The sequence below is a fragment of the Pseudoalteromonas sp. OANN1 genome, from assembly GCF_024124685.1.
Lineage (GTDB): Bacteria > Pseudomonadota > Gammaproteobacteria > Enterobacterales > Alteromonadaceae > Pseudoalteromonas > Pseudoalteromonas piscicida.
On the sequence record NZ_JAMXSE010000014.1, the window covers coordinates 108085 to 134963 of the forward strand.

Genomic DNA, 26879 nt, shown 5'->3' on the forward strand with positions numbered 1-26879 from the left:
CATTGCAAATACACAATTAATACACATTTTAAAACAACAATTATACAACAAATTAATATCATAACTGCAATAGGGAAAGCGGGGAACGTTACCCTGTCTAGAGTAGTTGTTGCAGCACCAACACCAACAAGGAACAACGAACATGCTTGATTATCTTATTATTGGCGCAGGCCCAGCAGGAGTCCAAACCGCTTACCACCTAAAACAAAGTGGCTTGTCCTACCTCATGTTGGAGTCAGGTCAGCGCGCAGGATGTTTTTTTGAAACATTCCCAATTCACCGGAAACTAATTTCAATTAATAAAGTATTTACCGGCTCAACAAACCCTGAATTCAACTTAAGACACGATTGGAACTCCATCTTAACCGATGACTACAGCCTTAACTTTTCCAGTTTTGACCACGACTTTTTCCCAAGTGCTGATAACTTAGTCAAATACCTCAACCATTATGTTGACCAAAATCAGCTAAATGTTGCTTATAACCAGCGTGTTAAGTCCGTCGAAAAGATTGCCGATCACTTCGTTGTAACCACAACTCATAATGAACAATATACAGCAGCCCGCGTCATCGTCAGCACAGGTGTCCCTAAACCTTATGTTCCGAAGATCGAAGGAATAGAGCTAGTTACACAATACTCAGACTTAAATATTGATTTGGCACCATTTGAAAACAAACGCGTACTTGTTATCGGTAAAGGAAACTCAGCTTTCGAAACGGCTGATCACCTTATCCCAGCCACCAGCCTAATCCATGTTTGTAGTCCAAATCCTTTAGATATGGCATGGAAGACCCACTACGTTGGCGACCTACGTGCAGTAAACAACAATATTCTAGATACTTATCAACTGAAGTCGCAAAACGCTATCTTAGACGCCGACATTAAGCGTATTGAGAAACAAGACAACCGTTTTGTCGTGCACTTTAATTATGCTCATGCTAATGGTGAGCAAGAAACCATAGAGTATGACGAGATCATTTGTTGCACTGGATTTGCCATGGACAGCAGTATTTTTGCCGATAGTGCAAAACCGGATCTCATGATTGAAGGCCGCTTCCCATCTCTAGATTGCAGCTTTGAATCCATCAATGTAAAAGGCCTTTATTTTGCCGGCACGCTGACACAATCCACCAAATATCGAAAGTCGACCTCAGGCTTTATTCACGGCTTTAGATACAATAGCCGCGCCTTAGTCGAGATGCTAAAACAAAAGCATCATGATACTACGCTTGCATGCGACCAACACTTAGGTACGCCAGAAGCTATCGGCAGTGCAATCCTGAACCGTATCAATGAGACAAGCGCGCTATGGCAACAGCACGGCTTCATGGTGGATGCAGTTACGGTATCAAAGAGCGGTATGGCACAGTATTATAAGCACTTGCCGAGTCCGTACCTCCATGCTCACCTAGGTGATCACTATCATTTGCAGATAGCATTAGACTTTGGTGCACCAATTGAAGGCGACCCGTTCAATCAGGTTCGAGTGCATAAAGACAACGCGACTGATGCGGAGTTAAGTAAATTCCTACACCCCATCATTGAACTTTGCTATCAGGGTGAAGTAATAGAGACTCATCATATTATTGAGGACTTAGAAGCGGACTGGACTGACGTAGAAGCGCACGTTAAGCCACTTCAACAGTTCATTGAGCGAGTATTACCAAAACTTGTTGGTGAGAAAATGCAAAATAAAGTGTCAGCATAACTCATAAATGAAAAAGGTTGGCAACCAAGCCAACCTTTTCATTATCTAAGAAACTTTAGATTCAGAGAAGTACTTTCGTCTCAACATATCATGAATAACAAATTCCTGTTCTCGACCATAAGCTTTAAACATACGGTTGTTATGCATATGCAAAAGAGAGCCGAGTAATGATTGTATACTCAAATTAAGTGAACCTGACTTTTCTAGTGTCAAAATTTCCTTCACCACTGGCTCTGCCTGCTTCTGCCACGCCTCTAAAAGCGCCAACATCGCTTGTTGCGTCTCATCACATTGCGCTAGGCTCGCAATATTAAGCTTCGTAAAGTCATCATCGAGCTGCGTTTGGTGATCGCGATAACGATTACCGAGCTGCTTTCTAAGCGCGCTACTCTCATTGAATTCTTTACCAAACCCCGCGCGTAATGAAGAGATCAGTGATAGCTTTTGTTCCGCATCATAATCAAATAGCGTCAGCAAACGGTTAGTACAAGCCAATGCGATACGCCAACGGACATCTTCACCGAACGCTTCAACTAGTTGACAACTTTTCGCAATTAGCTCACTGTCAAACATAAACAAGCTTTCGATCAAAGTCATCGATTGCGGACCGCCGTAGCGCTCTACTTCTCGCTCATAAGTCATTAATTCAACTTTATGCAGCTGAGAGCTCTCTATCATAGGTGACAATAGCTGATTGAGTTTTGGCAATAACTCTCCACAAAGCACTGCTGGCTTGCCTTGGAAGCGTAAGCGTAGATGCCAATCCGGATCGCCATAGCGAATAAAGAACCACTTATCAAACAATTCACTATTTTCCTCAATAAGCGGCAATAACTGCTCATAAAGTAGCTGCTCAACAATGGTATTACCTGAATATATTTTTAAACTAAGCCACTCGGAACCCGCACTGAAACGCCGAGAGATTGGTGTAGCGGTAATATTTTCTAGTGGCTTTTCTGCAAAGTGCGTATGAGGAGTCGCATTTTCATTAAGTAAAGGGACAATGATTTCATTAGCATAATGTTGCCCTTTTGCATCCATTACCCGAGATGAGAATTGAGAGTTCAATACTTCATTAAGCTCAACTGTTTTTCTACCTTTGGTTTCCATCAATAAAATTTCAAGCATCGCACTTTGGCTTAAGTTCAGGGTGAGAATATTATCTCCTGCAGCAAAGCACACCCATTCGTCCAATAAGTACTTTTCTTTCAGCTGTTCAAGTTTATTAGCTTGAACACGCTGATTAACTAGCAACCCCTCTAACTCCTTACGTTCAATACGCCATGTCTTCTCATTCAAGATCAGGTTATCTAGCATAATGCGAGGTACATAAGTTGCTCTACTTAGACTCGAAGGCAATGAGAACTTGGGTGTTTCACTTTCTTGATGCTGCAACATACAAAGGAATTTATACGCGCTTAAACTTCTTGCAGAGAAGTTATGAGCACTCGACAAACGCGGAATAATGCGTTTATTGAGTCGCTTACTCCAGAGTTTTACCTGCTGGCTTTCGACCCAAACATACAGATCACTTAGTGGGATCTGGTATTCAAGGTCTAGTGAACTGTCTGCCATAAAAACGATTTCGTACTGCCGCAAATGTGGCCTCGCAATCACGTTACCAGGCCTTCCCTCTGGCATATGTACAATTTCTGCGAAGATAACCTCTTCACTGTGACTATGTTCTTGCTCTAAATGATGAATAACCGATTCTTTTAATGTTTCATCAAGGTGGCAAAAACGACCCAAAAGATTAGCTGCCGACGGTCCATAACAGCCATTGAACTTGAACACAGGATTAGACTTTTCGTCCTCAAATAAACTCAACATCACTGCCATTGAACGTGGCAAGTTAAGCTCTACTTTATCCTTAACTTTTTGCTTCAATTCGCTACTGGTCAGGACCACACAGCTTTTGCCTAAATTACTTGGCAATGTCACAGCCTGCTCAATAATGCGATCCAGTTCGGTATATTCAGGGGCGCTAGCTTGTCCGCGACTCGCTCGACCCAACTGTAAACCACCTACTAGCGGGGCATCATAGCCAGTTTCAGTGGAGACACTAATACCCGACTCATCATCCAACACCATATCCAAAGGTACAAATTGACCTTCAAACCGCGTGTTGAACTTATTAATAAAGTTTTCAAGTGGGTTATGCTTAGCGCTGCGATTTAAGCTCGCAATCAATTGCAGTTGTTTATTCACCCTTGCAACTTCTTGCTGTGACATCTCACAATGTAAAAAAGTGCGGTAGGTATCTGATTGGAAAAGCTTGTTTTCTTGAACCTTAACCGGTAGCTCAGAAAGGTATTTAAAAATGGCTTGGTATTGCTCAGGCTTTGCCTCTCCCGCTTTATCTATCACCGCAAGATCATGGATCGCTTGCTCCAACTTGGCGTAAACTTCTACAGGCGCAACGTTTTTCAACGCTTTAATCAACGCAATGTCGGGGCTTTCACCTGTAAGTGGTAGCGGAATATCGGGAATTAATACCCCTTCACTAATGAGTTCTTCAAGGTATGCACTAACTTCCTCATATTCTGCTTCGCTATAGCGCAGACAAAATTGCTCAATGAGCTGAGAAAAACTTAGCTTCTGTTTCGCCAGCTCCAGCATAGTGATGAAGTACTCATCACTATCAACGGCACTCAGGCGATACTGCATGGTGTCATCAGAGAGGTAAGTTTCAATGTAGCGGCACTGATCTGCTATAAAGTAATGAGATGGATTAGGTAAATAAGACAAATTATCTGATTTTGCTTCAGTTTCTGCTAAATGAGAGCGAATTGCAGACAACAGAAACATATCTAATCGAGTTTTACGCGAATCATTTTCTGCGCTATCACTAACCAGACGAGTTTCTGAACCTACTTTACCAGTATGAATACCAGAAAATAGACCGAACGGCGTAGGCCGAGAAGACATTCGAATTAGGTATCTTAAAAGCGCCAATGCCACTTTTTTGCCTTGCTTAGAGTCTGGCTTTTCACGCCATTGCTCCAGCCGCTCAAGCAGTGATGGGCTTGCAACGTAGAGCGCTTCTATTACTCCTGGCGTAGCAAGCCAGGCACTTAACATCGCATTACTATCTTGTTGATTGAACAAGGTCTCAATTGGCAGCTTTGGAGTCCTTATTACAAAAAAGGAGCTTATTGTTATTTTGGCTGACATAATATTCCTTAACTCATTAGTAGGCAGTCTGTCCAATCAAGATTGTCATCTAGCACACCTAGAAGTGCTAAACCGATACCAGCAAAGCCCATCAGAAAGCTGCAATCCTCTTGATGAACCTTATCAAGGCCATTGTATGAATAGAGTGCTTTAAGCCCATGTTCTTGATACTGACTTAGGCCATAATCAAGCCAGGTTAAAGCCGCTTGTTGTAGCTTAGGGTGAGGCATAACCTTATTAAGCAACTGATACACAGTTACTAACCCAAAAAAACCATGGCAAAGTCCAGCGTCGTTGATATGACCCTGTTTTGCATCTCTGTCGACGTTGAACAAAGCAATATTTAATGCTTGTTCAACATAACTCGATTTATCCAACGCATGCCCAGCTCTTGCAAGTGTTAACGCAATCGTTAAGTCGCCATAGCACCAACCTAACCGAGAGTGGTGTTCGTCTCCTGCACATGAGCCAAAACAAGCGAGCCTATCAGCTGCATGACTCTGCTGTTCAAGTAGCCAATCACAACCCGCAACAACCAGTTTTTGCGCTCGCAGCTTTACTTTTTCGTCCTGAAGCGCAGGAATAAGAGCCGCGATAATGCCTGGGACACCATGTGCCAGACCTAAATTAAATTCGTGACTTTCTGTATCTTCTTTATCGAATCGGTATACCGATTGCTTAGGCTGAGACCAAGCAACCTGCTGATCATCTAGTTCTACCGCAACCGACTCATACCCCGTAACAAGACGATCAAATAAAGTACTTTGTTGAGTCTTTTTTGCACGACGTGAGATATAAGGAGAATATCCGGCAAGGCCTAACACCATTTCAATTTCTCCTGTCCAAGGAGAAAAGTCGAGTGCAGTGTCAAAGAAGTTATCTATCTCCTCCAGCAGCTCAGGATCATACTCTTCGTCGTCATACTGGTTAAAATACTCAAGCACCCAAGCTTGCCCAGCTAGCCCTGAACTCAGTTCAGGGGTTTGCTCTGCCAATTCATTTTGGAGCTTATCTAGCGCCTGATGAAATTTCTCCTCATCGACCCAAGCATCATTAAAGTTTGCAGCTCGAAATAAAAACAATAAGTGCCCAGCTAAACCACTAAGCAAACCGTTACTGTTCACGGCTTCAAGATTTGATTCAACCTGCTTGGCTAGTTTTTCCACTATAGTCAGGATTTGTTCTTTTTTTTCTAAATCTAACGCCTTTAGCATACTTATCCTTGTTTCAACTCTATTTATAAATTTTGTTTTTACTACAGGTAAGTTAACCTTTTGCTCAGCCAAACTCAAACTTTGATACACACAAAACATAAAAACAAAACAAACTATGTGATTTGTTGACATTTAATTTTTTGAGTACTAGCTTTTTTGTACACGCTAAAAAAGCGTGTACAAAAAGGATTGAAAGAAAGGACTTTTATTAACCGCAAGTTAGTAAGGAAAAACGAATGAAACTAGCACTAAACAAAAAATGCATCAAAGCACTTTCCAACGATAGTAAATCTATTCCAGCTAATATGACACCACAAATCGCTGGTGGTCGTATGCAAGCTGACTATTTACTCACTGATCGCTTCGGAGATTGCTGGACGGGTCGCAATCATTCTTGCCGTGAGCACACTTGCCAGATCCCATAACGCTCTATGAGTGCAAAAATAAACAAATCGAGCATGTAGCTCGGCTTGTTTATTTTTGTTCGGATACAGAAGCCTGCTCTTCATCCTCATGATGTTGCGGCTTTTTGAGCTTAATTTCTCTGTCAGCCGAGGCAATGGTTTCATTTCGGTGCGCGATGCTAATACGTGTTATCTTCAACCGAGAGACTGCATCATTAATATCTTCTTCCAGCCCAGTATCAAGGTGACTCGTTGCTTCATCCATAAACAGTATTTTCGGATCTTTATACAGAGTGCGAGCTAGGATGATCCGCTGTTTCTGTCCTCCAGATAAGCTCAACCCCATGTCACCAATCAGGCTGTCATAGCCCATTAGCATATCGCTAACATCATCATGGATAGCTGCTAACTGAGCACAATGCACCACTTTTTCCATATTGATTGGTGAATCAAATAAGGCGATATTATCAGCCACAGTACCGGATAAAAACTCATCGTCTTGCACCAATTTGGCTACTCCACAAATGTCTTTAAATCTGTTTTCTGACTACTCACCGCGTGAAAAATCGACAGGTTTCCCTGCAAAAACTAACTAATATGTTGCATTTTATTTTTCAGAACAATCTAAATCAGCAGTGAAAAAATATGACTCTTGATACTGCTCCGATAACTGTTCAAACTCACATTGCTCAGAAGGCGAAAATACCGACTTGCCTAGATGCTTTAGGTTTCGCTTGTACCTGATCCGCTCGACATCAATTCCAACAGGTTGATCTAGACTCACGGCACAGACCAATAAGTCATCGCTATGAGAAAGGTTAAATTCAAACTGCATATCTGCATTTGCCAATTTGGGTTTACCATGTAACCCTCTTGCAAATTGAATTGACTTAGGAGACTGTCCAGTATACTTAGCTAGCACAGCGCGTAAAAAGGCTCTCGACACAATCTTTATTTGCTTTTCAGCAAGTCTCCGTATCAGTTCAATGTGAGCAGTATCCTCGTCAGTCAGCAATCCTGTTAACTCGTCAATCGCATTGTTACTTTGAAATAGGCTGACAGATGTCTGCCATATATCAATTTGGTTTTTCTTTAATGACAGCTCCACACCTTGCTCCTATTCGGTAAGTAACAGGTCTAAATCGCTACGGATCAGTATCTGTGGATTAAATAATTTGTCTGGTACTTCAATCTGTTGTACTTCATCATAAGCTATAACGGTTTTTTGTCCTTTTTGCATTTTGTCTTGTAAAGTCATTGCCACAACTTTGACTTTGTTATCGCGAATACCGCGTTCAAAAAAGGCTGTTTTAGCATGTTTACCTGAGCGCAAATAAAGCGCTGCTTTTTTTGGGAAATAATCGTTTTGATCGATTTCTAGCTGAATATTTTGATAGCTTAGCTTGGGTGAATTAGCTTGTAGTTCAAGCTTTATAACGCCTTCTGCATGTGCCACGCTTTTAACTTGATAATCTTCACTCCAACTCAGCGTTGCAATATCACCTAACGATGCCTCACCCAGCAACTTCTGCATCGGAGTAATTCGAATTGGACGGCGACTTTTAGGCATAAACATCCAATAATCACTGCCTTTCATCAGTACCCTTTGCCCCTTTTCAGAGTCAGATTTAAACACAACCAAAGAGCGCTTCGATGATGATGAATACACATCATATTGTTTTGTATGCTTAAGAATATCTTCATCAAAAGCTTTTACAGTGGCTGATACCTTCACTGACGCTGACTCACTTCTAAAAGCATCAACTTGTAACAGGGCGGATTGTGCATCAGCTTCGGTCAGCTGCGAAGCACAGACACTAAACGAAGCGACCGCCACCACCGCTGTAGATAGTAAAATTTTGCTGAGTTTATTAAACATGGCTTAATGCCTCCGTTATTGGTTTTGCGCTACCCTTATATGCCGCTTTGAATGCTGCCAGTACACAAACTAAAATCATTATTGCCATTACACTCAATGCTATTTCCCATGAAAACGTAATGGTCAGTGGATACCCTTGGTTACTGCCTGGTGGTGGTGGCATTTCTAACCCAAGATAAACGAGACCCCAAGCTACAAAGGCCGAGATTGCAATGCCGATCGCGGCACCTAAAAAGCCAATGATGCTGGACTCAAGAATGAAGTTTCTGATGATCTCCCATTGGTAAGATCCCATTGCTGCTACCGTCCCGATTTCCCTAGTGCGCTCAGTCACCGTCATCGCCATTGTGTTTGAGATAGAAAAGAACACCAGTAACACCATAATTCCACCCAATAGGCCAAAGATCCGGTTATATAAATCTTTAACTGATTGATAGTAAAATGCTCTTTCCCACCAAGGGACAAAGACCAAAGAGGGATCTCTTGATTCGTATTGCGCAACGGTGTTTTGGGTACTATCCAAATCAAATAAGTAAACAGAAAGCGAACTAACTTTATCTGTGTGGAGTAAGGATTGAGCATCACTAAGCTTGATGTATAGCTGGCGTTTATCTAAATCCGGTACTCCCGTGGTGTAAATCCCTCGAACTTGAAAATCAAAGGCATTTAACGCGCCATCTGTGGTGGTTGACATTAATGTGATATAGTCACCCACAGCCACTTTTAAACTGCGAGCCAAGTCCTTACCCAGCACAATTTGCGACTCAGCTTCTGGCTCACTAAAACTCGACAATGCTTGACCAGATACCATGGTTAAGAATGGCCCTTTAACCATAAACTCTTCTGGTTCCACTCCCAAACCAATGAAAATAGAGCTTTTTTCACCATTTGAAATCAGGCCGTTAAAGTTGATCCGAGGAAGAACATTTTTTACCCCCTCATCTTCTAATAGTTGATTTTGCAGTAATTCAGTGTCTGACAACCCGTACTGTAAGGGCATATCTTCTTCTTGCTCTAGCAGTTTTTTATGGCTGATTATGAAATTACCTTCATCCCTTGCAGCTTTCTCAGCCAATGATTGATAGGTAAACAGCGCAAATCCACTGGTCGTTAAAATCGCGGCCACCGCTACCGCAGCAACCAAAATTGTGAACAGTGAACGTCGTCCGTTTCTCAGTACGTTAAAAAAAGCAAATACTACCCAACGCATTATCCTGCTCTCCTGTTATCTACTTGTTGTAACTGCTCGGTTATGTGGCCATCCGCAAGGTTTAGCACTCGGTGGCAGCGATCTGTCATACGATGATCATGAGTGGCGACAATAAAAGTTGTGCCCATGTCATTACCTAGATCACGCATTAAATCCATTACCATGTTCGCTGTAGACGTATCCAAATTTGCGGTGGGCTCGTCTGCGATCACTAATTCTGGTTTTTTTACTAATGCTCTGGCTATCGCGACACGTTGCTGCTGACCTCCAGATAACTGATCTGGACGTTTAGATATATGATCTTTCAAGCCAACTTTATGGACAATTTCAACAACCTTATCCATTCTTTGCTGTTTATTAAGATTTAACATCAACAGCGGATATTCAATGTTCTCGAACACTGACATCACAGGAATTAAGTTGTAGCGTTGAAATATGAACCCCAGCTTTTCTCTTCGAATCTGTGTTAGTAAGCTTTTTTTCTTCGGTACAGGCTGGTCATTAATCCATATATCTCCTTGATACTGCTCATCAAGTAATCCACAGATATTGAGTAGTGTAGATTTGCCACTACCAGATGGGCCGCACAAAGAAACGGTTTCGCCGGCGTGAATATGCGCAGAAACCCCCTTAAGTGCATCGACAGTTACGTCACCTGTCATATAAGATTTTCGAATGTTTTCAAAACGAAGCATAGAAGCGTCCTCGTTGTTATCTGGTGCTAGCTAACTGGAGCTTTTGAGCCAGCTCCGCCATCGATTTTGCTTGCTCAGCATCATCCAATTTCTCAGCAGCTGCTGCTGCACAACGGTACGCACTAACCTGTAAAGCCGGCTCTAACTGTTTAAACTGCTCACTTTCACTAATTACTTTGTTCAGCAAGTAACTTCCATGCTCTGCGCGATTCATCATTTTTGGAACCTGAGCAAAAGTACAACCAGCAGTTACATTGACTCGTGCCTGCAATGAATAAGGTAAAGACTTAGCCTGCTTGATTGCTTTGGACAATTTCGCCATCCCCTTTTCAGCATATTGCATTTTCTGCCATGGTTTATTGGTATAACGAGCTTGTGTTGTCTCTGTACTACCTAACATTGCTAGAACAACTGGATTTGGTGCTTTTTCGTTAATTTCTTTCAGTGCATTAAAAGCGAATTGATTTTGTTCTTGCGAGCCTTGTAGCCCCGCTTGGTAGGCGTCGATTACCTGCTCAGGTATGATATTTTCGGCTTCGACGTTTAAGCTTAAGAAGCCCATTGCTGTTATTGCGATTGTTATGATTGATTTGCTTGTCATCACTATTACCCTTCGTTCTTCTGTTGATATGAGCATCATAAGGAAAGGAAGCCTTTAGCAGTAAATGAGGTGATAACCTGCGCTTAAGTGGGATAAGTGGTAAATATCAAAGATAAAGTGATACGAGGTTTGAGCGCTGAATTAACCTAAGGTATGAATAAGGAATGAGTTAACTTGTTGTTTTTATACATAGCTCCATTAGTGGAGTGCATGTGTAGATACGAGATGCTAAAAATCTTGGTTCTCAGCATCTGAAGGGATATTACATCTGCTTAAAAAGCGATTGATACTTTCGGCTGACTGCCAACCTTTCGCTGCTATCTTTCAAATCTACGTAAACATGACCGAGTTCATCTTTAGTAACTTTTTGAATATTTTCAACTTTAACAATACAATTTCGATGAATACGCCAAAAAATTTCTGGATTTAGCGCATTTTCCAGCGCTGTAATTGCTGTTTTGATCAAATAAGTGTCTGTTGCAGTGTGAACTTCTGTGTATTTATTATCAGCAATGAAATACTCAATATCCGAGGTATTAACAACATGGAGTTCATTATTTTTGTTGGCCTTGATCCATTTTAGGTAGCTACCTATCGCGGCTGACTGAGTGGATTCAAGCAACTCTTCAAAAATCTCACTGAGCTGAGCTTTTTGATTTAAGTCGGGAGATTGTTGACTTAATAGTTTTTGTAGACGCTCGACAGTCCGTTCTAAACGAGACTCTTCGATGGGCTTTAACAGATAATCAATGGCTTGGTTTTCAAAAGCCACCACCGCGTGCTCATCATAAGCCGTAATAAAAACGACATACGGTGGCTGTACCTGTTCACACAGTTGCCGCGAGACCTCTAATCCATCTATGCCAGGCATGTTAATGTCCAAAAACACAACTTGAGGTGAAAAAGCACCAACAAGTGTTAATGCTTCTTCACCATCCGCAGCTTGACCGACAATATTCAGATCTGGCCACGCTTCTTCCAGCATCATTTTCAAATGAGCTCTTAAAATCGGCTCATCGTCAGCGATCACTGCTTTTATGAGTTGAGACATTAATAGGTACCTCCAAAGTTACGCAAACCTGTCCCGCTTGGCTATCGTCATAAACCAGTTTTGCTTGGTCCCCGTAAAGCTGTTCCATTCGTTGTTGCACATTTTTCAGGCCGATATTCGTGCCCTTTCTTTTACTGCCCCCGATATTGCAATCGTTCGACACGATAATAATCACATTCTGCTCGGCACGCTTTATTATTAGCTTCAGCATACCACCTGATTTAATCTGCTCTATACCGTGTGTTACTGCATTTTCCATGATTGGTTGTAACAACATCGGCGGAAACAAAATGTCATCTGTGATTTTATCAGTGACATCGTACTCAATATGGAGACGTTCGCCTAGTCTAATTTTTTGTATGGCCAAGTAAGCTTTATTAAACCTGAGCTCATGCCCAAGTGTCAGCCACTGTGTACGAGTCCGATCAAGGCTCTGCCTCAACAAAGACGTTAATGCTGAAAGCATTTTGCTCGCCTGCTTCGCGTCAACCACAATCAACGCTTGGATATTCGCAAGTGTGTTAAAAAGAAAATGCGGTTCTATCTGAGATTGAAGTAATCTAAGCTGGGTTTCTAGTAATAGCTTATCTTTTTGTACTTGATCGAGTTCAAACTGATATAGAGCGCGTCTTAATTGCGCGGTTTGTTCACTGCGATAGTAAATAAAACTAACCACAACCATAATGAAACCACCAACAACAAAAATCCCTAAGTACTGCTGCAGGTCATCAACATAACCACCAGAGCTCTTTAGTACACTTAATAGAATAGGTGTTAGGCCCCAAACTAAAAATGATAAAATCAGTGCGACTGCATATTGTGTAGCCAACTTCATGTTAGAGTAATTTGTAGCCAACCAAAATCGTGATAATCGGATTGTAAAACCAACCCCAAGTGATATCAGCACCGAGATTACCGAGTACTTAGCCCACCCTATTGCGTAAATCGCAATTCCGATTAGTGTACATATAAATGCCAACTGAACATTTTTCTTCCAATTATCACCACTAAATGGTGAGTCCACTGTCTGACCCATATTAAAATTTTAGTTCCGTAGAAAAGTACCATGTTTTGTCAAAGCTAAGCTGCTCATAAATGGCTTCAGTACCACCCACATACTGCCTAATACCACCACATAGTGGGCTATTTTTGAAGCCACTATAGCATAACTTCCCATCAATCAACATGCTGTTATCATTAGGGTTTACAAGCCAAGTCAACGTAGGCTGCCACGCTGTCGATGATGTTGTTCTCAGGTGAAGCAGCAGATTATTCCTGAACAAATTTTGGGTTGCAAAATGCCCTCGCATTACCTGTAATTGATGACTTTCTAAATTACCATCTGCAGCCGCGATCACGTTTCGCCACTGCGTATTACTCGGTGAGCGTCCATCGTACCAATACTCAGCAATTAGCGTCATCCCAAAACGAAAGCTGTAATTAATACCCATCAGGGCTTGAAGACTACCACGCTGCCATTGTGTTTGAACTGAAGGAATAAAGCTGTCTGATTGCAATGTGTCCGGGTCAAAAACCGGCATCCTGTGCCTTTGCTGCCAAAGCAATGAGCCATGAATTTCCATGCTATCCCCAATAACAGTAACAGCACTACCGCCAACTCTCACGCCTAACTTTTCGTCATAATGCACAACGGTCTGAGCTTCAAAATTCTCGAAGTATCGATAATAGCGACCGCCACAACCTAAGCTTGCTGCCACTTTTACTCCTTTTTCTAGATAATCTGGGGTAGTTTCGTTACACACTAGGCTTACGCTACCAGTTTCGGTGAAATAATCTCCCACCGCCATCCACGCACCAGGTGGCACAGCAGTATAAACCGCAATAGAATCAGTAGGAGAAAACATATCTAGTGGTCGAAAGCCATAACCAACATCCCAATCCAATTTTTTCTTGCCGACTGACGCAAACCAATCACCTAACGTAAAATCGTAGTAAGCCTCAGAAACTTCTACATTGAGTTCAGACCCCCCAGCTATTTTCATCCAGTTTGCAGTGGCTGCAACTCTAATCCCATTAAACTCTGAACTAACATCGAGAGCAGTAAACCAAGAAGTCGTGTCTTTTTCATTAAAGATTCGACCGCTACTAGCACTAAGATCTTGTATGTTCATGCGCCAAGTTGTATCAAACTCAACCGTTGCATTCGCTGGGTAACTTAACAAGGTGAGAATGGCTGATAATAAATAGTGGTTGATTCGTTTTTGCATTATGCCCTCCAGATGTGAGTAGCATACAGCTTGCTGCCATCAACTGGAGACCAAACGACAAACGGAAGAATGTTCAGATAAATGGTGAACTAGCGTGATAAACGGTTGAAGAACACTAAGCTTCAGAAAACGGGAGCAAGCTTGGTACCTACTTGCTCTCACGGCCTATTCCGACGCAGACGTTTCCATTTCCGGATCCATCTTTTCTGGCTTTTTGAGCTTAATTTCTCTGTCAGCCGAGGCAATGGTTTCTTTCCGATGCGCAATGATCACGCGAGTAATTTTCAACCGAGATACAGCTTCATTGATATCCTCTTCCAGCCCAGTATCAAGGTGACTCGTTGCTTCATCCATAAACAGTATTTTCGGATCTTTATATAGAGCACGCGCCAAGATGATCCGCTGCTTCTGACCACCAGATAAGCTTGACCCCATATCACCAATCAAGCTGTCATACCCCATTGGCATATCGCTAATATCATCATGGATAGCTGCTAACTGAGCACAATGCACCACTTTTTCCATATTGATTGGTGAATCAAAAAAGGCGATATTATCAGCCACAGTACCGGATAGGAGCTCATCGTCTTGCATCACCGCAGCTATCTGCTGACGATACTGTCTTGCGCCAATTTGGTTAAGAGATATATCATCCACCAAAATGTCACCGCTGGATGGTTTATTTAGCCCCAGCATTAACTTAAGTAACGTCGACTTACCGCAACCAGAAGGCCCTGTGATTGCTACTGACTCGCCCGCATTGATTGTTAAGTTTAACTTGTCAATGACATTTGGTGTTGCGTCTGAATATGCGAACGACAGATTTTTTACTTCAATTTTGCCTTCGATATTCAGTTTGCGATATTGATCTGGTTGTAACTCTTCTTTGTCCGTTAAAGCAATATCAGCGATACGGTCAAAGTGGAGGCCTAACATTTTAAACTCAATGAGCTTTTCTATAAGATTTGCGGTCTTATCCATAAACTGACGCTTGTAAGACATAAAAGCAAACAGCATACCGGTACTAAATCCACCAGCAATCACCAAGTGCGCCGCCAAATAAACCACAATGATATTTTCGATACCAAATAGCGCCCGGTTAATCGCGTCATAGCCAATTTTAAAATTGCCCAAGCGGATATTGTGGTTAATCGCACTCGCATAGCGATTTTGCCACTGTCCTTCTCGCTTCACCTCTGAGCCAAATAATTTAATTGTTTGGATCCCGCGTACCGTTTCCATAAAGTTGGAATTTTCTTCCGCGCGCGCCATGATTTCTTGCTCACTGATATTGCGAAATGGCTTATACATGGCCATTCTGATAATCGCGTAAGTGATCACAGCCACCAACACCACAGCGGATAGCATAGGACTATAAAAGAAGATCATCGCTAAGGTAATAATCGCCATTAAGCCATCAATAATCGCCTCAATGACCCCAGTTGTAAGGAGCTGCTTTACTTGCTGAAGAGAGCCGAAGCGAGAAACAACATCCCCCATATGGCGCTTCTCAAAATAGGCGATGGGTAAGCGCACTAAGTGGTGAAATAGGTTCGCCCCCAATTGAATATTCATCTGATTACCAAAGTGCAGCAAGGTAAAGCCACGCAGTGCATTGGTGGCGATTTCAAAAAGCAGTACTAAAAAGAACCCAATCGCCAGCACCGTCAAGAGTGAGGTGTCACCAGTGAGTATGACATCATCTATAACCAGCTGAATATAATAGGGTGCTGCTAGCGTAAATACTTGCAGCAAAATGGAAAGCATAAAAATAAGTAACAACGAGCGTTTTAAGCCCGTAATACGGCTCCAAAAATCGGAAAATCTAAGACTCGCTTTTTGCTCTTTCTTTTCGAAGTCTTTGGTTGGCGTTAACTCCAAAGCCACGCCAGTAAAATGCTTGGAGGCTTCTTCCATCGTAAAGGTTTTTTCGCCACCAGCGGGGTCATGGATCACAATGCGCTTTTCGTTGGCCTTCTTAAGCACCACAAAATGGTTCATGTCCCAATGTAAAATTGCCGGTGTTTGCAGCGCATCTAGATCTTCAAGCTCAATTCGCAGAGGCCTTGAAGTTAAATGGAGCTTTTCAGCAAAGTGCATAATGTCGAGCAGCGTACAGCCTTCGATTGAAATACTAAAACGCTGCCTTAAGCGAGTTAAATCAGTGCGATAGCCGTGATATCCAGCAACCATAGCAAGACTCGCGAGGCCACACTCTGCCGCTTCTGATTGGATGATCACTGGTAAAGATTTCCGCGACCAAAACTCTAACTTATTGGCTGCGCCTTCATGTTCCATTTCCATATCAACCCTTTTACTTCTTATAACTGGCCTTTGATGCTAAACACTGGGTCAAACAGCCAACGCAATAAAGAGCGTTCTTCTACCACAATATCCGCATCAAGCGTCATACCTGCACGCAAGACTGTATCTTTACCATATGCTTTTACTGCTTGTTCATCCAACGCAACAACAACACGGTACGCAGGCTCTTGAATTATACCTGGCATGTTGGTTTCCTCAGGCAAGATCACACTATTACTGAGCTCTACAATCTTTCCTTTGTAAATGCCAAATTTTTCGTAGGGAAACGCGTGATAGCGTAGCTTAGTCTCTTGCCCTTCTTTGATAAAGCCAAACGCTGATGTAGGTATATAAACGATTGCCTGCATGTCACTGTGTTCGGGGATCAAGGTCAGTAAATGCTGACCCATGGAAACATTTTTGCCAAGTTTAGCGAGCAATCCCGTAACTACCCCTGACTGAGCTGCGCGAACTTCACCAAGCCGCTCCTGCTCAATGGACGAGATTTGTATCAGTAGATCTGCTTGCTGCGATTGCAGCTGAGAAATTCTGCTTTGATGCTCAATCGGCAGTTTCGCCAACTGATTTTTAATATTTTTCAGCTGTGACTCAAGCGCAATACGCTCTGAACGGATTGAAGACGCTTGTTGCTTGAGTGAAAGCAAAGTGTCTTTTTGACGTTGTAGCTCAAGTTCAGAAATATAACCAGTGCCTTTTAAGGTCGCAATTTGCGATACTAAATCTTGATTAAGTAGTAGCCGCTCTTGGAACGTACTTGCTTGGCTCTCAAGTTCTTTTAACTTTTCTTTTGCGGTCGTTTCTTGTTGCTGTAGCTCTTCAATATCAAGCTGGTACTGTCCACGCAGTTGCTCTATCTGCTGTAGTAAGTTCTTTTGCTGAAAGCGATATTGATTCAGCAATGCTTGATTCAACTCAGTGGCTTCGGTGCTATGTTTTGCAGATGCAATTCGCAGCAAAGGTTGCCCAGCAGCGACTTGTTCACCCTCTTTGACCAATACCTCAGACACCACCCCCTGTTGCATTGCAGCAACACGCAGCAGTCCACCACTGGGTTCAATAACGCCAGATACTCTTTCCTTTCTGGTATAGCTACCACTTGATAGAAACACGATGCTTAAAATCACAACCGTTAAAATGAGTAATCCCAGAGTCTTAAATACGGGCGGTTGGATTAAGCTAATTGTGCCCTCTAAGCGGTGCTGTTTATGCTCTAACACCTCACGGCGAAATAAATTTTCCATAGCACTTATCGGGTAATATTATTGTTAATATTTTTTTATTGAAAATACAATGTACCATGGGTGGTAACAGAAAGGAATGAAATAAGGCAAGTCATGCTTGCCTTATTGGTGTCTAGAGGAACTTAAAGCTGTCCCTATAATAATAATTCTTAAGACTTTTTAATTGGTCGCTGCCAGCCATCCAAGTTACGCTGTTTTCCTCGCGCGACTGCCAATTGCTCATCTTTCACGCTTGAGGTAATCACTGAACCTGCGCCAATCGTTGCCGTACTACCAATTTCAACTGGTGCAACTAGTGATGAATTAGAGCCAATAAAGGCATTATCACCGATAATAGTTTTAGACTTATTCACACCGTCATAGTTACACGTAATGGTTCCGGCACCAATATTCACCTTTTCCCCAATTTCAGCATCTCCAAGGTAGGTCAAGTGATTAGCTTTTGAACCTTTACCCAAACGAGATTTCTTCATCTCGACAAAGTTACCAATATGAGAATCTTCTTCCATTATCGCGCCAGGACGCAAGCGAGCAAATGGACCTAAAGTGCACTTATCAGCGACCAGCGCATCTTCGATAAGCGTATTAGCTTTAATCACAACGCCATTACCGATTTTACAGTTTTTAAGTACACAGTTTGGACCAATGACGACATCATCGCCAATTTCAACATGGCCTTCAAATATCACGTTAACATCAATCTGAACATCTTCACCAGTTGTTACAAGTCCACGCACATCAATGCGAGCAGGATCCGCTAAACTAGCACCATTAATCATCAAGGTTTCAGCTTGCCAAGTTTGATAAGCGCGCTCTAAAGCAGCAAGTTGTACCCGGTTATTGGCACCTTCTACTTCCATCTCATCATCAGGTTGTGCAGAAGTAATTTCTACCCCTTCGCTGTGCGCCATCGCCACGATATCAGTGAGGTAATATTCACCTTGTGCGTTATTGTTCGATAACTGTCCAAGCCACTTTTTCAATAATCCACCGTTAGCCGCCATTATGCCTGTATTGATCTCAGTAATAGCAAGTTGCTCCGCAGACGCATCTTTTTGTTCAACAATACCAACCAATTTGCCATTTTCTCGCAGCATACGGCCGTAACCTGTCGGGTTTACTAAATCAACAGTGAGTACAGCAAGGCCGTTATCAGGCGTCACATCCAGCAAACGCTGCAGCGTGCTCAGCTTTGTGAGAGGCACATCACCATAGAGGATCAGTACTTTATCGTCATCACCAATATGCTCCTTTGCTACCGCGACAGCATGACCAGTACCCAACTGCTCAGCTTGATGCACCCAGTTCACTTCATTATGTGATAACGCGGCTTGTAGCTGCTGCGCACCATGACCAAAAACTAAATTGGTAGACTGCGCGCCTAACGACACCGCATTGTCGATGACATGCTGTACCATGGGTTTTCCTGCGATAGGATGAAGGACCTTTGGTAACTTAGAGCGCATGCGAGTGCCTTTACCCGCAGCTAGAATAATTGTATTTAACGGCATGAACACAGGATCCTTTTTCTTGTGTCAAAAAACATACGTACAGTTCAATACTCTTGTCTTTAATCCGGTCACTTCATTGTGCACCGTAATACTGAAATGGCTTTAGCAGACAACAAGCACTTACTAAGTACAAATTGCGCAATATTGTAGCGGGGTTTGTTTGGAAAAGTAAGGGTCAAAAAAGTAGAAATAAAAAATGATATAAGGCTCATTAGAACCTTATATCGAGTTGTGTCCATGACCAAACTTACCCCTAACTACCTAGGACCTGCTGATCTTTCAAATTATCTTTTGTTGCACCAAACATACGTACTTTTTGTTTCAAGCGATAACCGACTACATACAGGATTGGAATTAAGAAGAGTGTCACTACTGTTGAAACCAGCACAGCAAAACCAAGAGATATTGCCATGGGAGATACAAACTTCGCCTGAACACTGGTTTCAAACATTATTGGTAACAACCCAAAAAACGTTGTCAATGAAGTTAATATGATAGCTCTAAACCTTTCATGAACAGCCTGTGTTGCACTTTCGATGATCTCAATGTTACTTCGCACTTTTTCGTTAATCCTGTCAACAAGTATAAGACTATCATTGACAACAACACCCGCCGCCGCGATTAGACCAAAATTTGAAACTAAGCTAAAATCCTCCGAAAAAATCCAATGTCCCCATATCGCACCAACAACACAAAATGGGATAACCGACATTATCAGCAGCGGCTGAATATAACTTTTTAACGGTATTGCCAATAGAATATAGACTGCGAGCAAAGAGGCTACAGTGAAAATCAACATTTGGTCTTTCTCGTTGCTGACTTCCTTTATTTTTCCGCCTAAATCAGTGGTTATCGAAGGGTATTGCGCCCTCACTTTAGGAATTATTTCCTTATTCACATGCTTGATAACTTTTGTGGCATTCACTTCTTGATGATCTATAGAAGCAAAAACATATAGACTGCGCTTACCAGCCTCGCGACGAATTGTTGTTACTGCTTGGGTCTCTTTAAAGTTAACCACATCTCCTAAGAATACTTCTTCTCCAGAACTCAGTCTAATACGAACATACTGTAACTCGCTGATACTCGTGCGACTAGCTTGAGGATACCTAAGCATCACTCTAATCTCTTCTCCTAAACGACTAAACCTATCAGCCTCTGCGCCATAATGAGTTTGCTGTAACTGCAGAGCTACATCAGCAAGCGTTAGATTTAACTGATGAGCTAATGGCTTTAATTCCATTAATAGCTCTTTTCGCCCGACGGATATCGTAGAGCCAACTTCATATAATCCTTTTTGTTGCTTTAACTCCGCTGCAAATAGTTTTGCGGCTGCATTTAGTTCATCAATATCATCACTAAAAAAGAAATAACCAAAGTCCCCATATAAATTATGCTGGCCTAATACATCATCTTTAATTCTAACTGCTTTAAGTGCCACAATATCAGGAATATTCTCTCTCCAGCGCTGAGATAGCGCAAACGTATCATAAGGTCTATGGTTTTCATCGACGAGAATAACAGTAAACTTCAGGCTAGTTTCTCCAACGCTTTCAATCAAAATATCTTTGATCATTCCCTTGCCAAACAAGGAGACTGTTTTTTGTTCTTCTTCTTTCAGCATTTTTTCAAAGGCTTGTGCCGCTTGTTTAACCACCAACGCAGAGGCATTATCGTTAAGTTCAAGTGTAATCTCTGGTTGATCAATTGGGACCATAGGATCAGGTATAGACTTAACGTGGCCTAATACTATCAAGGCAAGAGAAAGTACGAAAATAACAACAAATAATAATAGCACGCTCCATTTATGTCGTATGCTCCAGACAACTCGATCAGTCAACCATCCCTGACTAAACCCACTGATTGCTTGATTCAACTTATATTTAAATCCACTTTGAGAAGTCTGTTTTGAGGGCATGCTGGCTAAATGGGCAGGTAGAATCAACTTAGACTCAACAATGCTGAATAGCAGACAAAAGATTACGATAATCGAAACCCCTTTGAATAACTCACTTTGTGAGCCGTCACTAAAGATGAAAGGAAAAAATACCGCTATGGTCGTTAATACGCCAAAAACCGCAGGCTTAGCGACTTTCTTTACGCCTTGAGCAACTGCTCGCTTATTATTTCCCATTGTCTCTATTTGTTCATGTACACTCTCGCCAACTACGATAGCGTCATCAACAATCAATCCTAACACCATAATGAAGGCAAATAATGACACCAAGTTTATAGTGACACCAAACAATGGCATTATCAGTATTGCACCAAGAAAACACACCGGCAAGCCCACAACCACCCAAAATGCTAGTCTCATGCTTAGGAACAAAGATAAGACTAACATAACTAGAATAGCACCTTGGACCAGATTTTCTTCCATCATCGCCAAGCGCTGATCTAAATACGCAGTACCGTCAATAATCACCTCAAGTTTTAAGTCCTTTGGTAAATACTGATTTTTATACGCCACATATTGTTGCACCGAGTCAGCAACGGCAACAGCATCTTGATATTCCGCAGCCATCACTTCAAAAGCAACAGCAGGCTTTGCCGAAAAAGAAAATAAATGCACACCTTCAATAACCCCATCTCGGACACTGGCTATATCTTCAAGCTTTATTTGTAAGCCAGACTCAAAAGTTTTAATCGGGATATTGGCAAATGCTCCTTCATCATATGCCTGATTTTCAACACGAAGAGGGATGGTACCAGCTTCACTCCTCACGGCTCCCACACTCATATTATTTGAGTATTTTTGCAATGCTAACCGGACATCTTCAATCGTCAATTTGTACATCTGCAGTGCAACAGGGTTAACCTCTATCGCGACTTCCCCTTTTGGTAAGTTATTACTCACTATTGAAACATTATTTAAATTTAAAAGCTCATTTTGTACTTGAAGTGCATAATGTCTTAAGGAGGATACCTCATTGTCTTGTATGAGAGCCAAGCGGATAACCGGTTGTAAGTTTTCACGCAGTTTAATGATAATTGGCTCTAAGTCAGCGGGAAAGCCTGGTGTTGCGTCGACTGCAAGTTTCACTTTGTCTAACACACTGGCAGGGTCCGCATTTTTCAGTATTTCAAGCACAATCCTACCTGAATTGTCATTGGACCAGGAGCGCATACGCTTTATATCTGGCAGACTAACTAAGCTGTACTCTATTTTACTTATCACATTCTCTTCGAGTTCTTTTGCAGAGGAGCCAAACTGAGTAACATTAATTTCTATCGTATCAATCTGAATGTTGGGGAATATTTGCTTGTTTATAGATTGATAAGAAACTGCACCTATAATGATGACAAATACCATCAACAAGTTTGCAGCTACAGGATTATTAATAAAAAAATTGATGATGCCGTGGTTAAAGCTTTCTTTGTTCATCACAATAACCTCACAGCTTTGCTAGATTTGCAGCAACAATTTCAACAGGCATTCCTGTATAGGGGTAATCCGGCAATGCACTGACTATCTTATCATCTGTCTGAATACCGCTACTAACTATTGCAAAACCATTTTCATTTCGCAAAGTGGTCACCTCTCGTAATACGAGCGAACCTTTGTTCGCGACCCAAATACGGTTATTTTCAATTAGTTCTTCTGGCACTTTATATACTTGCTCAAGCGTACGCCCAGAAAACTCCACTTCGACAAAGTCACCAAATTGTAAAAATGAATTACTACTGCGCCTATCTAGCAGCCCTGTCACTTGCGCGACAACTTTGTAAGCTCTGGTTTGTGTATCAACCAGCTGAATTCTTCGAATTAATTTACCTCTAGCTACCTGATCTGAGCCTGGTAACCTCACCACCACCTCGGTTGCTAAAAGGTTCTCCGGCAAATATGGGCTATCAAATCGCGCGATAGGTAACTCCACTTCAGCACTTTCAATATTATATAATATCGCTACACTCGTACCTTGATTTACAAACTGTCCCGTGCCGATTGACTTCTCAACGACTAACGCGTCGAATGGTGCAACACCTGATGTATACTCTAAATTCTTCTGAGCAGATGATAATCTTGCTTCTGCAGATCTCACTGCTGCATAAGCACTTTTAATTTGTGGTTTTCTCAAGAACAGACTATTTTCTTGGTCTGATTGGATCCGCTCTAATTCTATTTGAGCTACCTTTCCCATTCCCAACTCTTGCTCGAGTTTAGCTTTAGCGTTGAGCAACTCAGCTTCTGCATTTTTAAGCTCAGCTTGATATTGACTATCTTCTATTTTATACAGCTCCGTCCCTTTTTTAACCACACCGCCTTTTACGAGTTCTTTTGACCAAGACTCAATATTTCCGGCTACTCGAGTAGATAAGCTCGTAATTTCGCTCGGCCGAAGCTCTCCGTACAGCTTAAAACGGACCGTATGGTTTTTTTGTTCAATGGGTATTGTCGAGATATGATTTACTTTCACTTTCAGTGTCGATTCTTCATCTGCTGCACTGAGAGCGCTCATGACAAATAGCACGACTGCAGATAGCGATAGAATCATTGCAGGTAAAGCAATCGGTTGAATATGTTTTATCTTCATAATAGACCAACTTTTGTTTGTTCTCACCATCACTTCAGACGGCTTATATAGAGGGTTTATAGATTGAAGTGGGTAGTTATCCACCCACTTTGACTGCTCACCAACTGCTAATCTAGATATTGTTCGAGCATTAACTTAACCAAATCGTCAGACTTCAATATATCCATATGCCCAGCGTTTATACTTGTATATTCGACAGCTTTATCATGTTGCTTTTCAAAGTAGCGATGGTACGACTCTATGCAAAAATTAGATTGAGTTGCATACACGTATTTGACTGTGACAGCTGAGTGGACTGATGGTATATAATCTCGTAACCACTGGCTTTGTCGTTGCTCCAAGGTTTCTAACTGACGCATCAATAAACTATCAATTCCTGTGGGCAAGGGTTTATCACTACTTATTTCCCCACCATCTATAGTGGTATGCCTTTTTTGTTGTCGGTGCTGCTCAAAGTAACTATCGATTAAAATTAATTCTACTTTAACTCCTTGTTCGCTCAGTTTATTAGCTGTTTCCAACGCTAAAAGCCCACCAAATGAGTGCCCAATCAGCCTGACCCCTTGAGAATGCTTAGATTTGTGTATAATGCCATTTGTGATTGCTGTTACGTTCTCTTCTACAGACTCATAAGGTGGTGCCCCGTCTAGTAATCCCTTATGAGGACAAGCGTAAACACGATAACCATGCGCCGATAATTGCGCTGCAAGCCAAGCAAAATCATTCTCTGTGCTGGCAACACCTGGGATCATAAATAGCTCATCTTTATCGCCATGAAGTGGTGAAATTGGTTTGATAACTTGATATGACTTTGCCGTATCATATCCCTCACACAGTTTCGCCATTGCCTCCACAGTTACCGCACTGAAAAATCTATCTAGCGATATCTTGGTGTTACATCGCCTATTGATTTCTGTAGCTAGCTTAACCGTTAGCAACGAATGCCCGCCAAGTTCGAAGAAGTTTGCATTACGACTGATTTTATTTGCTTCTATCCCTAACAGCTCTGACCAAATATGAACGATTTCCTGCTCTATTTTAGTTTGGGGTGCAATGTAATCTCCAATTAACACATCCACATCAACACTAGGTAACGCTCGTTTATCTACCTTTCCATTAGGTGTAAGCGGCCACTCTTCGACAACCATAATCACACTTGGCATCATATATTCTGGTAGCTTTTCCTTTAATTCAGCTTTTAAGTAGCGGACAAAGTCATAGTGTTCATCACTTCCTTTAGCTACTAGCGGCTTAATATATGCCACCAACTGTAAACTGCCTGCAATATGAATTGCTCGTACCAAAGCAGAGTCAACTTCAGGTTGCTGCGCTAATTGCGCCTCAACTTCCCCAAGCTCTATTCTAAAACCGCGAATCTTAACTTGATCGTCCGCACGACCCATAAAGGCGATATCTCCATTTTCAGTAAAGCAGACCAGATCTCCAGTGCGATATAATCGTGCAGTGCTATTTGGATCATTTTGTTGGTAATACGGATTATCAATAAAACGCTCAGCGGTAAGCTCCGGACGATTTAGATATCCTCGAGCCAAGCCATCCCCGCCGATATACAGCTCACCGGGACAGCCGTAAGGTACTAAACGTTTATTATTATCTAAAATGAGTAGTTGATTATTGATATTAGCTTTACCAATTGTCACACTTTGCGCTTCAGCATCCGCCAAAGTGGTTGCATAAGTCGTAGCCGTAATAGTTGATTCTGTTGGTCCGTAAGTATTCATGAGCGTAACTTGTTCAGAAAATCGGCTATAGTGTTCTCTCACGGTAGCAACGGTGAGTGCCTCTCCACCGACAATTACCAAACGCATAGTTGTGCTGACAAACTTTTGATTGTCACTAACAACTTGCGCCCAGAACGCGGTCGGTAAACTTACGACGGTTACACCATGATGCTCACAATACTCAACAAACTCAGCTAACCCTTGCCTGCAAGCAGATGTACTCAGTATCAACTGTGCACCATGACATAATGCACCGAAAAATTCTTCAACGAAAATATCAAAGCAAATATTGGAAAATTGTAAAATTCGATCTGCTGCAGTCACTCCATATGCATGTTGAATATGCAACTGATAATTACTCAGAGCTTTATGAGCAATCATCACTCCTTTTGGCTGCCCAGTCGAACCAGAGGTATAAATGACATAGGCTAAACTCGTTGCTTCTAATCCACTCTCTTGCTTCTCTATGTTCTCTTGGCTTTGCGCCGCAAATAATGCCGCATCATCCAATGCCACCACATGCCCCGCAAACGCCGCTAATACATCGACACCCGCGCCTTGTGCTAACACCACCTCTAACGCCGCATCTTCTAACATATAATCCAGTCGCGATTGAGGATAGCTCGGATCTAGCGGCACATACGCGCCTCCTGCTTTTAATATCCCCAATATACCCACTACCATCTCTAGTGAGCGCTCCACACATAGCCCCACCAAACTATCTGGCTTTATATGGTGCTCCGCCCTTAAATAGTGCGCAACTTGGTTTGCTCTGGCATTCAACTCTCCATAACTCAGGCTTCTATCACCAAACACGACCGCTACTCGCTCTGGCTCTAAAGCCGCCTGCTCCTCAAATAGCTCATGGATACACTTATCTTTCGGATAAGCCTGCGCCGTATCATTCAATCCCTCTATTAAATAACGCTCTTCCGCCGCCGATAGCATCTTCAAATCATGCGGTGCGATATCTCCAACATGCTCCTCACTTAGCGCTGTCAGCAAACGACATAAGTGGTCGTTCAGCCGCTTAATCGACTCTTCACTGAATAGGCTTACATCATACGTCCAACTTAACCCTACCCCCGCATCACTCATGCTAAGGTCAACTTCTAAATCAAATTTCGCCTGTATCGTATCACTACCATAAGCGCTTATCTCTACACCCGGTAAACTAACCGCGCGCTCCCCCTGCTGCACACCATAGTCACTATTCGTCGTCAACATTATCTGAAACAGTGGGCTATGCGCTGTACTTCTTGATACCTTTAACCTATCTACCAATTGCTCAAACGGCACATCTTGATTCGCTTGCGCATCTATATGCACTTGCCTGATATGCTTAAAATAACTCGCCAAAT

19 protein-coding genes are annotated in these 26879 nt (G+C 42.1%); 2 read left to right on the plus strand and 17 right to left on the minus strand.

From position 1 onward, the window contains the following. Positions 1–142: 142 nt before the first annotated feature. Positions 143–1708: an NAD(P)-binding domain-containing protein gene (locus NH462_RS13060; protein WP_253105946.1), complete on the plus strand. Its 1566-nt coding sequence runs from the start codon at positions 143–145 to the stop codon at positions 1706–1708. A gap of 45 nt (positions 1709–1753) precedes the next feature. Here NH462_RS13060 and NH462_RS13065 read toward each other — a convergent pair whose 3' ends face one another. Both NH462_RS13065 and NH462_RS13070 read right to left on the minus strand, forming a co-directional pair. Beyond that, positions 1754–4882 (minus strand): lantibiotic dehydratase, encoded by a 3129-nt coding sequence (locus NH462_RS13065; RefSeq protein WP_253105948.1) that lies wholly within the window; start codon positions 4880–4882, stop codon positions 1754–1756. Between the two features lie 8 nt (positions 4883–4890). Then, on the minus strand, positions 4891–6096 hold the full coding sequence (locus tag NH462_RS13070) for a lanthionine synthetase C family protein (RefSeq protein WP_253105951.1): 1206 nt from the start codon (positions 6094–6096) through the stop codon (positions 4891–4893). A gap of 236 nt (positions 6097–6332) precedes the next feature. Between NH462_RS13070 and NH462_RS13075 the strand changes: the two genes are divergently transcribed. Continuing rightward, entirely contained in the window at positions 6333–6521 is a 189-nt protein-coding gene (locus tag NH462_RS13075; RefSeq protein WP_010377619.1) for a hypothetical protein, read from the plus strand. A gap of 49 nt (positions 6522–6570) precedes the next feature. Here NH462_RS13075 and NH462_RS13080 read toward each other — a convergent pair whose 3' ends face one another. The 15 genes from NH462_RS13080 to NH462_RS13150 all read right to left on the minus strand — a co-directional run. Then, positions 6571–7005: an ATP-binding cassette domain-containing protein gene (locus tag NH462_RS13080; protein ID WP_366033800.1), complete on the minus strand. Its 435-nt coding sequence runs from the start codon at positions 7003–7005 to the stop codon at positions 6571–6573. 102 nt (positions 7006–7107) lie between these two features. Next, positions 7108–7608: a hypothetical protein gene (locus NH462_RS13085; protein WP_253105953.1), complete on the minus strand. Its 501-nt coding sequence runs from the start codon at positions 7606–7608 to the stop codon at positions 7108–7110. Positions 7609–7617: 9 nt separating this feature from the next. Continuing rightward, a complete protein-coding gene (locus NH462_RS13090; RefSeq protein WP_253105955.1) occupies positions 7618–8379 on the minus strand; it encodes an outer membrane lipoprotein-sorting protein in 762 nt (253 codons plus the stop codon). Continuing rightward, a complete protein-coding gene (locus tag NH462_RS13095; protein ID WP_253105957.1) occupies positions 8372–9589 on the minus strand; it encodes an FtsX-like permease family protein in 1218 nt (405 codons plus the stop codon). Before NH462_RS13095 ends, NH462_RS13090 begins: the two co-directional genes overlap by 8 nt. Beyond that, positions 9589–10284: an ABC transporter ATP-binding protein gene (locus NH462_RS13100; protein ID WP_253105959.1), complete on the minus strand. Its 696-nt coding sequence runs from the start codon at positions 10282–10284 to the stop codon at positions 9589–9591. The genes NH462_RS13095 and NH462_RS13100 overlap by 1 nt, the downstream gene beginning before the upstream one ends. A gap of 16 nt (positions 10285–10300) precedes the next feature. Beyond that, entirely contained in the window at positions 10301–10885 is a 585-nt protein-coding gene (locus tag NH462_RS13105; protein ID WP_253105962.1) for a hypothetical protein, read from the minus strand. Between the two features lie 262 nt (positions 10886–11147). Then, a complete protein-coding gene (locus NH462_RS13110) occupies positions 11148–11936 on the minus strand; it encodes a LytTR family DNA-binding domain-containing protein (RefSeq protein WP_253105964.1) in 789 nt (262 codons plus the stop codon). Then, positions 11905–12960: a histidine kinase gene (locus NH462_RS13115; protein WP_253105966.1), complete on the minus strand. Its 1056-nt coding sequence runs from the start codon at positions 12958–12960 to the stop codon at positions 11905–11907. The genes NH462_RS13110 and NH462_RS13115 overlap by 32 nt, the downstream gene beginning before the upstream one ends. A gap of 13 nt (positions 12961–12973) precedes the next feature. Next, positions 12974–14164 carry a hypothetical protein gene (locus tag NH462_RS13120; RefSeq protein ID WP_253105969.1) on the minus strand — a complete coding sequence of 397 codons (1191 nt, stop codon included), beginning with the start codon at positions 14162–14164 and terminating at the stop codon, positions 12974–12976. A gap of 165 nt (positions 14165–14329) precedes the next feature. Then, positions 14330–16468 (minus strand): peptidase domain-containing ABC transporter, encoded by a 2139-nt coding sequence (locus NH462_RS13125; RefSeq protein ID WP_253105971.1) that lies wholly within the window; start codon positions 16466–16468, stop codon positions 14330–14332. 17 nt (positions 16469–16485) lie between these two features. Continuing rightward, the gene (locus NH462_RS13130; protein ID WP_253105973.1) at positions 16486–17730 is read right to left on the minus strand and encodes an HlyD family efflux transporter periplasmic adaptor subunit; all 1245 of its coding nucleotides are present in this window, start codon (positions 17728–17730) and stop codon (positions 16486–16488) included. 149 nt (positions 17731–17879) lie between these two features. Beyond that, positions 17880–19241, minus strand: a complete 1362-nt coding sequence (glmU, locus tag NH462_RS13135; RefSeq protein ID WP_010377613.1) for a bifunctional UDP-N-acetylglucosamine diphosphorylase/glucosamine-1-phosphate N-acetyltransferase GlmU — start codon at positions 19239–19241, stop codon at positions 17880–17882. 253 nt (positions 19242–19494) lie between these two features. Then, positions 19495–22626, minus strand: coding sequence for an efflux RND transporter permease subunit (locus tag NH462_RS13140; RefSeq protein ID WP_010377612.1), 3132 nt, complete (start codon positions 22624–22626; stop codon positions 19495–19497). Positions 22627–22636: 10 nt separating this feature from the next. Further along, positions 22637–23776: an efflux RND transporter periplasmic adaptor subunit gene (locus tag NH462_RS13145; protein WP_019647553.1), complete on the minus strand. Its 1140-nt coding sequence runs from the start codon at positions 23774–23776 to the stop codon at positions 22637–22639. 107 nt (positions 23777–23883) lie between these two features. Next, on the minus strand, positions 23884–26879 hold a 2996-nt coding region (locus tag NH462_RS13150; RefSeq protein ID WP_253105975.1), incomplete at its 5' end, for an amino acid adenylation domain-containing protein.